Source organism: Mucilaginibacter sp. P1_A3, from assembly GCF_056406855.1.
The window spans coordinates 176134-187269 of record NZ_JBFTZJ010000013.1 but is presented as its reverse complement, the minus strand read 5'-3'; the positions used below and the strand labels follow the sequence as shown (position 1 = coordinate 187269).

Below are 11136 nucleotides of genomic sequence, written 5' to 3'. Positions count from 1 at the left end.
CTATCCATGAAAAAGTAAAAAAATAGTTGGGCGCTTATGCAGCTCGGGCACCTTTTTTTGCCATTCCATAATGGTTTTTGTTTGCACAAACTCGGTAGCGGCGGTAAGGTCAGTAGCTATACACAGTTTTGTTTTAGGCGATGCCGTTTTCAATATTTCTTCCAGTAATGAATTATTACGGAAAGGCGTTTCAATAAATATCTGTGTTTGATCAAGCCTGGTGGCCAGGCCTTCCAGCTCTTTGATCTTTTTGCTGCGAAGCACTTTGTCAATTGGCAGGTAACCGTTAAAGGTAAAGCTTTGCCCGTTAAATCCCGAAGCCATCAGCGCCAGCAAAATAGAGCTTGGGCCAACCAACGGCACAACTTTTATACCCATGCGGTGGGCTTTATCAACAATTTCGGCGCCGGGATCAGCAATACCTGGGCAACCGGCTTCGCTCATGAGGCCTACATCGTTACCGGCCTGTAAACCTTTAAAAAAATCGGCTGTGCCAGTATCACGACTATACTTACTATAATCATGAATTACGAGTTCGCTTTGCGGGGTTTTTAATCCGGCCTCTTTTAAAAACTTGCGGGCGGTTTTCTCATTCTCCACAATATATTCTTTGATACTATTAATGGTATCAACCAAATAAGGTGTAAATGATTTAGCTGCCGCTTCTTCGGCAAGCGGTACGGGTATTAAATAAAGGGTTCCATAGGGCATATTGCAAAGTTGGTGTTTTTTGTTTAATTTAAGCTATTGAAAGGAGCTTGAAAAATATGAAACCATTAGGTGTTAACTGGTTTATTGAGGGATACATTGATTTTGAGCATAAAAAGTATCTCCTGCTTAATTATTTACAGGAAATTAATCGTCATTTTGATAAAAGCAAGTTATACCCCAACCTTGCCGACCTGATATTTCATTACAATAACCTGGTAGATTTTAAAAAGAACAAATCCCTGATGCAGCAGGCTTTTCCGCAGCGATTAACCCAGGCAGATATTGATGCCGTAAAGCTTACGTACCAAAAAATAATTCAGGACGATCAAAGCATGCAGGAGATAGAAATGATCATCTCCTATGCTATGTCAAAAATGAACCCGGCAATACAAACAGGCAAAGAAATTTATGATTTTGTAGAAAGTCACCTTAATATCAATCCGGTAGGTATCATGCCACTGATGCCCTTTCATGGCTATTTCTCTTTACGTAACGGCAAGGAACGTACCGGCTGGATCTATGAATACCAGATCACTATTTTTGAGGGTAAGGACGATAAATACCGGGGCATCAACGTAACTTTCATTGATACCTATGAGCATAGCATTGTTAATACGCCCGAAGCTATTAAGCTGAATTTACTAAAGCGCGATAAGTTTATGCCCAACCCGGCAGTATATTATGTACACAGCGATATCACTTTCCCTCTGGAGCAAACATTATTGCCGGTGGCCAAAAGGAGCCTGGTGAAATATATATCAAAGGCAGCGTAGCAGTCTGAACCGGAATTAAACGATTTTTTTTAATTAACAGAATTTCCTAAGAGGCTCTTTAAATAAATAGATCGTCATTGCCCTTTGGTCTAACAAAAGAAACAATCTCTACACAGGTAGATCGACCTTGTAAATCCCCTCTGTGCAGCTTGGAGATTGCTTCGTACCTCGCAATCACACGCGGATATATACTTCATTAGAAGTATAAAAAAAATTAATGTATCAAACTCAAACAGCCTCTAAAAACAGCTTAAAATTAAATTCCGTTATTCCTCAATTCAAAAAATTTCGGTTCAGACAATTCACTCCGCACAAAAAAAGACCATTACGCTAAGCTCAAACTCAACATAACAGCCTTTCTTAAAAAATCATTAAAATCTTTAAGTAAAGTTTATTCCAAAGTGATCTGCCTCCTTATACTTTCTTCTAATGAAATAAAGGTTTCCGTACGTTGAATGCCTTTAACACCCTGAATCTGCTCGTTTAAAACTTCGCGCAGGTGCGTGGTATCATGACATACAATTTTGGCAAAAATACTCCACTCGCCGGTGGTATAATGCAACTCAACTATCTCTTTTATAGTTTTTAACTGTTTTACAGCCTCGTTATATTGCGAGCCTTTTTCCAGATAAATGCCCAAAAAAGCAGTGATATCGTACCCTAATTTTTGCGGATCTACCTCCAAACTGGCTCCCTTAATTACACCCATCTCCTCCAACTTTTTCATCCGCACGTGTATGGTTCCGCCAGAAACTATCAACTCTTTAGCTATCTCAGTGTATGGAGTGGTAGCATTTTTCATCAATATTGATAAAATCTGTATATCGAGATTATCAATTTCTAAATTTTGAGCTTTTCTGTGGGACATAAATTTGAATATCTATATTGAAATACAAGTTTAATTAAAATTTGAATAAAAATAAAATATTTTTGTTGAAATATTTGCAAGGAATTGATAGGTCTATTAGATTTGTATCAAGCAAATGACAAAATGCTAATCGTTCTTTAAAACAAAAACAATGTTGGGTGGTGAAATTTTTGGCAGACACACCTCCTTGTCCCGGTGGCGGAGATCATAGAAAACCCGAAGCGGGCTAACTACTCTGTGGAGGTTCGAATCCTTCCCCAACAGCAAATCCATGAAAGACGGGATTTATATACTGTAGGATGGTGAAATTTTTGGCAGACACACCTCCTTGTCGCGGTGGCGGAGAATTTGGGAAACTTTTAGCAATAAAAATAACCACTCCGTGGAGGTTCGACTCCTTCTCCTACAGCTCTTCTCATAATTTAGGTTTATAATTGGTTAGTAAAGGCCCCTGCCCATCAGGGGCTTTGCTGTTTTAAAGGCTTTTTGTTCCAAACTAATCATTCCTGTTAATTATAATTTTTATTTTCGGCACAAGCTTTTGGAAGCCCATTACATGAAATACGATAAAAATCCCCCCATTTTTTGGATTGCAGAGATCATCATGCTTGGGATAGTGACTTTCGCGCTGCTACTTTATTTAAATGCAGCTAAGCCAAAAACGCAGCTACTTAAACTAAAGGGCGTTTTAACTTTGTTCTCTAAACAATACCAAAATGCCGACTTCAAAGATGAGGGAAATAGGCGCTATCTGCAAATAAACGGCAACAAGCAGATTTTTGAAGTTTTTGTGGGACATGAAAGCGGCGACTTTTCACCAAAATTTGAAGTTATTGATAGGTTACACCCCGGGCAGCTTGTTACAATATATTACACGGAACCCATTATAACTTCAAACAATAATATAAACAGGTTTATTCAGTTTATTGATCAAAATGACAAACCCATTTATATAAAAGGAGATATCGATAAACTATTCGGAGCCGGCATTATGGAATTTGGTCTTGTTTTTATGGGCGTTCTGTTCTTTTTAAAAATGAAAAGAATTATTAATTAACCTCTTAATAATTAATTGTTATTCCATTTAAAGCCGATAATATTCTCTGCTTTGTAGCTGGCAATTAATACATCAAATTCATTTTCTGTTATAACTTCAATTTCTTTTAGCCATTTCAATGTTGCATTTTTTGTTTCAAAAGGTGTGTCAAAATCAAAATTGAGGTGCTTTTTTTTATAATAAGTACGCACAGCCTCATGCACCTCATCAATAAAATCCAAAACAGTTTGCTTATCGGGCTTTGTACTAAATAACTCTAAAACCTTTTTACCTCCACTAAGGTAAATTACCTGCTTATTACGCTGGGTTAAAGAGTATATCATAAATGACGCAAAAAATACAAAGCCCATAATCCATATCATTTGCTCGGCCAGGGTACCATTGTTAATATAGGTGGCTACCATCAAATAAATATTCAAAGCGGTAAAACCCAGGAAAAAATAAAATGGAATATTGGCCGTTTTTACTTTTCTTTTAACAGTATCAAAACCAAGCTCTTCAAATTTTATAATGTATTCTATATCCTCCTGCAGGTTTTTGTTATGCACGGCCAAATGATCTTCCCTGATATTCACTTCCTTTTTTGAAGACAAGGTTTTTTGGATAAGCTGTTTATTGGCCATAGGTATTATATTCTTTAGTAAAAGTAGTAAGAAAACCCATGATTGATTAAACAAGCAATCTACTTTTATTAATATGTCATAGTTGTGTAACAGTTTGTATTACAAATATTACTGTGTCATTTTAACACATTGGTATTGACACTTCAATATTTTATTATAAATTTGGAAACTGCCAATCGATTGTATCAATTGCAGAAATAGCTCCGGAATACCAATATCTAAATCCAATTAACCAAACCCATATTTAATCAATATGAAGAAAATCGCCCTATTGGTCCTTGTAGCACTCAGCTGCACTTACTTTTCATGTAACAAAGCCCGACCAGGCAAACCCCGCGTGCTTGTATTTTCAAAAACCATGGGCTACCACCATACATCAATAGATGCCGGTATTGCAGCCATCCAAAAAATGGGCAAAGAAAATGGCATTGAGGTAGACACCACCAAAAACCCAGCAATGTTTAATGAGGACACCCTTAAAAAATATTCGACTGTTATTTTTTTAAGCACTACCGGAGATGTGCTGGATTACCGCCAGGAAGCCGCGTTTGAACGCTATATACAAGCTGGCGGTGGTTATGTAGGCGTACATGCCGCAGCGGATACCGAATATGACTGGGGATGGTACGGCCGCCTCATGGGCGATTGGTTTTATGACCACCCGGGCATTCACGATAAAAATCCTAATGTGCAGCCAGGCACCTATAACGTAGTGGATGCTACTAATGATGCTACCAAACACCTGCCCAAAGTATGGAAACGTACAGATGAGTTTTATAGCTTTAAAAAGGCCCTTGCCCCCGATGTTCACGTGTTGATCACGCTTGATGAAAGTACCTATAAGGGAGGTAAGAGAATGGGCTTACACCCTGCAACCTGGTACCATGATTTTGATGGCGGTCGTGCGTTTTACACCGCTATGGGGCATACCGAAGAAAGCTATAAAGATGATAACTACCTAAAAATGCTGCTTGCCGGTATCAAATATACCATTGGCGAAAATAAAGAACTCGATTACTCCAAAGCAAAATCACAATTGCCGCCAGATGAAGACCGTTTTTCTAAAACTCAGCTTTCAACCGGTCAGTTTTTTGAGCCTACGGAAATGACCGTTTTGCCCAACCTCGATATTTTAGTGGTACAGCGCCGCGGCGAAATCATGCGGTACAATCACGAAACTCAAAAAGTTAAACAGGTGGGTTTTTTTGATGTGTACTACAAAACACTGCACACACCAGGCGTAAACGCCGAAGAAGGTATGCTTGGGCTGGCTAAAGATCCCGACTTTGCCAATAACAACTGGGTTTATATTTACTATAGCCCGGCCGATAGCTCAGTGAACCGCCTATCGAGGTTTACATTTAAGAACGATACACTTGATAAAAAAACCGAGAAGGTAATACTGGAAGTAAAAGCCCAGCGCGAAATTTGCTGCCATACCGGTGGTTCCATCGCTTTTGGACCGGGTCCTGATAAGATCCTGTTTTTCTCAGCCGGTGATAACTCTACTCCTTTTGATGAAAAAGGACAAAAATACGTAACCAGCGGCTATGCTCCTTTGGATGACAGACCGGGTCACCTGCAGTTTGATGCCCGCCGCTCGGCTGGTAACACAAACGATCTGCGTGGTAAAATCATGCGTATAAAATTAAAGGACGATGGCACTTATGATATCCCCGAAGGAAACCTGTTCCCTAAAGGCACGCCAAAAACACGCCCCGAAATTTATGTTATGGGCGATAGAAACCCTTACCGCATCTCTGTAGATCAGAAAAATGGAAACTTATACTGGGGAGAAGTTGGCCCGGATGCGCATAATGATAGCCTTGACAACCGTGGCCCAATGGGTTATGATGAGATAAACCAAGCCCGCAAAGCCGGTAATTTTGGCTGGCCATATTTTGTTGGCAACAACAAGCCTTACCATGTTTATGATTACGCTACCGGCAAATCCGGACCAGCATTTGATCCTAAACACCCGGTAAATAACTCACGTAACAATACCGGTTTAACTGATTTGCCACCTGCACAACCGGCATTTATATGGTACCCTTATGGGGCATCGGCCGATTTTCCGCAAGTAGGTTCAGGTGGCCGTAACGCCATGGCAGGCCCGGTTTATTATACCGATATGTTCCCTGCCGAAACCCGCTTGCCTGATTATTACAATGGCAAATTTTTAGCTTATGAGTGGATGCGCGGCTGGATAAAAGCTGTTAGCCTTACACCAGAAGGTGATTTTGATAAAATGGAGCCATTTTTCCCGGGTCTGAAAGCAAATTCTATGATTGATATGGAAGTTGGGCCGGATGGAAGACTGTATGGCTTAGAGTATGGAAGCGGCTGGTTTACCCATAACCCGGATGCCGGTTTAATACGGATTGACTACATCGCAGGCAACAGGCCGCCGTCTATATCCAATTTAAAAGTGGATAAAACATCTGGGCTTTTGCCGTTTGCTGTTAAACTTACTACACAGGCTAAAGATCCCGAAGGTGATAAAATTACCTATAAATGGACGTTAGGTGATGGAACTACCAAAGAAACTGATGCTCCGCAACTTGATTATACTTACACCAAACCAGGTGATTACAAAATTACTGTGGAAGCAAAAGACAGCCAGGGTGCTGTGAGCAAAAGTTCGCCGGTAAATATCTATGCCGGAAACGAGCAGCCACAGGTAACAGTAAAATTAGTTGGTGGTAATAAATCATTCTATCTTCCGGGCTCTCCGTTAAGTTACGCCGTAACTGTAACCGATGGCGCAGATACTAAAAAGATTGATCCTAAACGCATCATCGTTAATGTGGATTATATAGACGGATATAAGAAACCAATAGAAGCATCTAAACTGGAACAGACAGCGCCAGAAAACAGCGGCAAAACCCTGATGCTTACTATGGATTGCAAAAGCTGCCATAAGGAAGTGGGCAAATCAATTGGGCCTGCGTTTACTGATGTAAGCACCAAATACCAGAAAGATCCTGATGCCATGAACACGCTTAGCCAAAAAGTAATTAAAGGCGGCGCTGGTGTTTGGGGCGAAACGGCAATGTCTGCCCACCCGAACATTAAAAAAGGCGACCTGGAGCAGATCATCACCTGGGTAATGTCATTAAGCAATAAAAACAACCAGAAGAAATCCTTACCTCCGTCAGGCGTCATTATGCCAGATCCGGGTAAACAGCCTGCTGCTACCCTGGTATTATCGGCCAAATACACCGATGATGCAACCGGTGCCATCAAAGCATTAACCGGTGCAGGTGTAGCTACTTTAAACAGCAGCAACTATACATTTACCGGCGCAGAGAAGTTTAATGGCTTTACCGCGTTTAAATTCAATGGCATTAACCTGCTTATCCTCCCACAAAATGAGGGCTGGTTTGCGGTTGATAACATTGATCTTACTGGTGTTAAATCGGTAAATATGACTACTTTTTGGCAGATAGCGCCAACAATCGGCCTTAATTTTGAGTTGAGGATGGATGCACCAGATGGTAAGTTGATAGGTAAAGGCGGCTTACCAACACCAGCTAAAGATCAAAAAGCGGGCATTGCCCATATAACCGTTAGCCCGGTTACCGATGGCAAAATGCATCAGCTATATTTTATTTACAAACCAATAAAACCTGTTGCCATGCAGGCAGGTGTTACAGGTTTAATATTTAGCGCTAAATAAAACTTTAGCCCCGGACCCTCTGCTGAGGCAAAGAGGGTTTAAAAAGAAAAGTTTCAAATAAAAAAATCCCGACAGGTTAGCTTGTCGGGATTTTTTGTATTTAAAACTGTTGTTTGTGTTCTTGCTTAGGCTTTGGGAAGTGGTTTTTAATTCCCTCCCAATGGGAGGGGTGCGGCTGAAATGTGCGCAATGGCAGGGAGGGGTTTCGCCGACATGCCGTCTGCAACGGTACTTGAACGCCTGATTTAACCCCTACCTCCCCTTCCCCGAGGAAGGAATCGCACATTGCCCGGCCTTTTATCCTTCCGAACATCCAACTTACCAAACACAAAAAATCCCGACAGGTTAGCTTGTCGGTATTTTTTGTGTTTAAAACTGTTGTTTGTGTTCTTGCTTAGGCTTTGGGAAGTGCTTTTTAATTCACTCCCAACGGGAGGGGTGCGGCTGAAATGTGCGCAATGGCAGGGAGGGGTTTCGCCGACATGCCGTCTGCAACGGTACTTGAACGCCTGATTTAACCCCTACCTCCCCTTCCCCGAGGAAGGAATCGCACATTGCCCCTGCTTTTATTTCTTCCCGACATCCGACTTACCAAATACAAAAAATCCCGACAAGTTAGCTTGTCGGGATTTTTTGTATTATTCAACAGTTGGCTTTGTGTGTCTGCTATAGGTTTTGGGAAGACTTTTTTAATTCCCTCCCAACGGGAGGGGTGCGGCTGAAATGTGCGCAATGGCAGGGAGGGGTTTCGCCCACATGCCATCTGCAACGGTACTTGAACGCCTGATTTAACCCCTACCTCCCCTTCCCCGAGGAAGGAATCGCACATTGCCCGGCCTTTTATCCTTCCGGACATCCGACTTACCAAATACAAAAAAATCCCGACAAGCTAACCTGTCGGGATTTTTTTATTTAAAACTGTTGTTTGTGTTCTTGCTTAGGCTTTGGGAAGTGCTTTTTAATTCCCTCCCAACGGGAGGGGTGCGACTGAAATGTGCGCAATGGCAGGGAGGGGTCTCGCCGACATGCCGCCTGCAGCGGTACTTGAACGCCTGATTTAACCCCTACCTCCCCTTCCCCGAGGAAGGAATCGCACATTGCCCCTGCTTTTATTTCTTCCGGACATCTAACTGTCCTCACAAACAACCTTCAGCTCCTCTTAAAATATTTTAAAGCCCACACTTAAAGCCCAAAGGTTTTGGCGCTGACCGTAATTTGAATTTACTTTTGATAAACCACCTTCGTAACGCAGATCGGCAGTTATAGCACCGATATCAACACCTGCCCCGGCCTGGAAACCTAAAGTACTTTTGTTATAGTTACCAAAATCCTGGTAAGCATTGTTAAAATTATTTGAAAAACTTTCGCTCTTATTTAACTGGTACGTGTATATAGGACCGGCCATAACGCGAAAATTCAAATCCTTTGCACCAAAGGATTTACCAACCAAAAGTGGAACATTCAGGTTAGTGAATCTTACTTTTCCGCTGTAGTCGGTGCCATTATTATTAGCACTGAATTTACCGCCAGTTCCGCTTAAATAAAGCTCTGGCTGCAAATAAAGGCCATTGCCTATCCGGGCAAATAACCCAGCCTGGTAACCTGTGAGGGTTGATTCCCTTAAATTATCGGTATTGATTTTTGAAAAATTGACGCCACCTTTAACGCCTAAAGAAAACTGTGCTTTTGCACTGATGCTTACCGCTATCAGTAATGCTGCACTCAATAAATACTTTTTCATAATTTTTAATTTTAGTGGGGTATAGCTGTTTTTTATACATCAATAGCACAAACCCCATTATTAAACATAGATAGTTTATAAAATTGGCCCTATTGATAGCCTTATTATTGCCTATCAATTGACGCGCCAAGTTTATAAACGTTGCTTAAGCGTAATTTTTATAAGGAGATAAAAATAAATCAGCATGGCCTTGCCGCTTGTCATTTTGCAAGTAGTTTTGCCAGTATTTCTACACAACGCTCCAGTTCTGCAGGTGTTGAGGATGCAAAGCCCAACCGGGTAAAATTAGGGGCCGACAGATTATTTTCGCCCTGGAAGTAGAGTCCTTTTTTTAATGCACCCTGAGCCAGATCGGGCAGGTTAATGCTACGATCAAAATGTGTCCATACGGCCATGCCGCCATCAGGCACTTTAAAATCAACATAGTTTTTAAGGAAATCACCCATCAGTCCGCAAAAAATATCCCTCCGTTCCTGGTACATCCGCAATGATTTACGTAGGTGCCGTTGAATAATGCCATTTTGCAATAGCTCGGCCATGGCATTTTCAAGCATCGTATCGCCTTGCCGGTCAATGGTTCGGCGTAATTGTGAAAGGTGTTCAATAACATTTTCGGGGCCAACCAAATACCCAACCCTTATAGCCGGCGATATTGTTTTTGAAAAAGAACCGCAATACAACACCATACCCGCATCATCGCCGCTGGCCAGCGGCATCAGGGGTTTGTTTTGATAATGAAAATCATAATCGTAATCATCCTCAAAAATAATGAAGCCATGCTTTTGTGCCAGTAAAAGTAGACGGATCCGCCTATCTGCCCGCAACGCCACCGTAGTAGGGTAATGATGATGCGATGTTACATACACCATCCGCACGGGCTGCTTACGGCATAGCTCATCAAGCATATCGATATCTATGCCGTATTCATCAACAGGTATTTTTAAAAGGCTTGCCCCGGCCTGCAAAAAATTAGTTTCGGCCCCGGCCCAGCCCGGTTCGGCTGTTACAACGGTATCTCCGCGCTCCAGCAAACCAGCACAGGCCAGGTGCAAGCCCATTACTGTGCCGCGCACAATAAGGATATTGGCCGGTGTAACCCTTAGTCCCCGTGTAATATTTAAATACGCCGCCAGTTCCTCCCGCAACCATATCGAGCCCTTTGGGTCTGCATAGCCTAAGCGGGTATAGGGGTTTCCGGTTAAAAGTTGTGTACGATAAGCCCTTGAAATATCAAGCACTGGCGCGATACGCACATCCGGAAAACCATCATCAAGATGCAGTTCGATGTTCAGATCGGCTATTTTACGTTGAAGATGGGGCGCCATTTTAACGCTGAACCCGGCTACTTTAGCAACATCATGTGTATCACTTAACAACTTTTGAGGTTTAGATACCGGCAAATGCGCCGCTACGTATGTGCCGCTGCCCGTACGGCTTTCCAGCCATCCCTGTGCAAGCAACTCGTCATACGCCCTGATAACCGTTTTACGGTGAACGCTTAACTCTGCTGCCAGTTGCCGGGTGCCAGGCAGCCTATGACCCGCCTTTAAAGTGCCGGCCTTTACCAAAGCCATTAATTGGTTTGCCAGCTGAATATAAACCGGTAAAACCGCGTCTTTATCTACAATTAAGCTTGATGAAAATACCTGCATAAAACCGGACTACCACTTTTGTATAAATTGGG

The 11136-nt window shown here is 42.0% G+C and carries 8 protein-coding genes and 1 tRNA gene; 4 read left to right on the top strand and 5 right to left on the bottom strand.

From position 1 onward, the window contains the following. Positions 1 to 711, bottom strand: coding sequence for an SAM-dependent methyltransferase (locus AC1D0K_RS25725; protein ID WP_477393521.1), 711 nt, complete (start codon positions 709 to 711; stop codon positions 1 to 3). A gap of 56 nt (positions 712 to 767) precedes the next feature. On the opposite strand from AC1D0K_RS25725, the gene AC1D0K_RS25720 reads away from it, so the two are divergent. Then, positions 768 to 1484 (top strand): hypothetical protein, encoded by a 717-nt coding sequence (locus tag AC1D0K_RS25720; protein WP_295718298.1) that lies wholly within the window; start codon positions 768 to 770, stop codon positions 1482 to 1484. 391 nt (positions 1485 to 1875) lie between these two features. On the opposite strand, the gene AC1D0K_RS25715 is transcribed toward AC1D0K_RS25720, so the two are convergent. Then, positions 1876 to 2352, bottom strand: a complete 477-nt coding sequence (locus AC1D0K_RS25715) for an Lrp/AsnC ligand binding domain-containing protein (RefSeq protein WP_076373882.1) — start codon at positions 2350 to 2352, stop codon at positions 1876 to 1878. Positions 2353 to 2504: 152 nt separating this feature from the next. On the opposite strand from AC1D0K_RS25715, the gene AC1D0K_RS25710 reads away from it, so the two are divergent. Then, a tRNA-Asp gene (locus AC1D0K_RS25710) sits at positions 2505 to 2616 on the top strand. A gap of 292 nt (positions 2617 to 2908) precedes the next feature. Further along, a complete protein-coding gene (locus AC1D0K_RS25705) occupies positions 2909 to 3409 on the top strand; it encodes a hypothetical protein (protein WP_477441929.1) in 501 nt (166 codons plus the stop codon). Positions 3410 to 3420: 11 nt separating this feature from the next. Here the strand turns inward: AC1D0K_RS25705 and AC1D0K_RS25700 are convergent, their stop codons facing one another. Then, on the bottom strand, positions 3421 to 4032 hold the full coding sequence (locus AC1D0K_RS25700; RefSeq protein ID WP_477399665.1) for a hypothetical protein: 612 nt from the start codon (positions 4030 to 4032) through the stop codon (positions 3421 to 3423). 253 nt (positions 4033 to 4285) lie between these two features. Here AC1D0K_RS25700 and AC1D0K_RS25695 point away from each other — a divergent pair, with 253 nt between their 5' ends. Beyond that, positions 4286 to 7711, top strand: coding sequence for a ThuA domain-containing protein (locus tag AC1D0K_RS25695; protein WP_477399667.1), 3426 nt, complete (start codon positions 4286 to 4288; stop codon positions 7709 to 7711). A 1159-nt stretch (positions 7712 to 8870) separates the two neighbouring features. Here AC1D0K_RS25695 and AC1D0K_RS25690 read toward each other — a convergent pair. Both AC1D0K_RS25690 and AC1D0K_RS25685 read right to left on the bottom strand, forming a co-directional pair. Then, positions 8871 to 9452: a porin family protein gene (locus AC1D0K_RS25690; RefSeq protein WP_477391522.1), complete on the bottom strand. Its 582-nt coding sequence runs from the start codon at positions 9450 to 9452 to the stop codon at positions 8871 to 8873. A 200-nt stretch (positions 9453 to 9652) separates the two neighbouring features. Next, on the bottom strand, positions 9653 to 11104 hold the full coding sequence (locus AC1D0K_RS25685; RefSeq protein ID WP_477391521.1) for an aminotransferase-like domain-containing protein: 1452 nt from the start codon (positions 11102 to 11104) through the stop codon (positions 9653 to 9655). Positions 11105 to 11136: the final 32 nt, after the last annotated feature.

Excerpts from the sequence above, each read along its gene's own strand:
- AC1D0K_RS25715 (WP_076373882.1), bottom strand. The coding sequence starts at position 2,352 with ATGTCCCACAGAAAAGCTCAAAATTTAGAAATTGATAATCTCGATATA.
- AC1D0K_RS25700 (WP_477399665.1), bottom strand. The coding sequence starts at position 4,032 with ATGGCCAATAAACAGCTTATCCAAAAAACCTTGTCTTCAAAAAAGGAA.
- AC1D0K_RS25685 (WP_477391521.1), bottom strand. The coding sequence starts at position 11,104 with ATGCAGGTATTTTCATCAAGCTTAATTGTAGATAAAGACGCGGTTTTA.
- AC1D0K_RS25705 (WP_477441929.1), top strand. The coding sequence starts at position 2,909 with ATGAAATACGATAAAAATCCCCCCATTTTTTGGATTGCAGAGATCATC.
- AC1D0K_RS25725 (WP_477393521.1), bottom strand. The coding sequence starts at position 711 with ATGCCCTATGGAACCCTTTATTTAATACCCGTACCGCTTGCCGAAGAA.
- AC1D0K_RS25720 (WP_295718298.1), top strand. The coding sequence starts at position 768 with ATGAAACCATTAGGTGTTAACTGGTTTATTGAGGGATACATTGATTTT.
- AC1D0K_RS25695 (WP_477399667.1), top strand. The coding sequence starts at position 4,286 with ATGAAGAAAATCGCCCTATTGGTCCTTGTAGCACTCAGCTGCACTTAC.
- AC1D0K_RS25690 (WP_477391522.1), bottom strand. The coding sequence starts at position 9,452 with ATGAAAAAGTATTTATTGAGTGCAGCATTACTGATAGCGGTAAGCATC.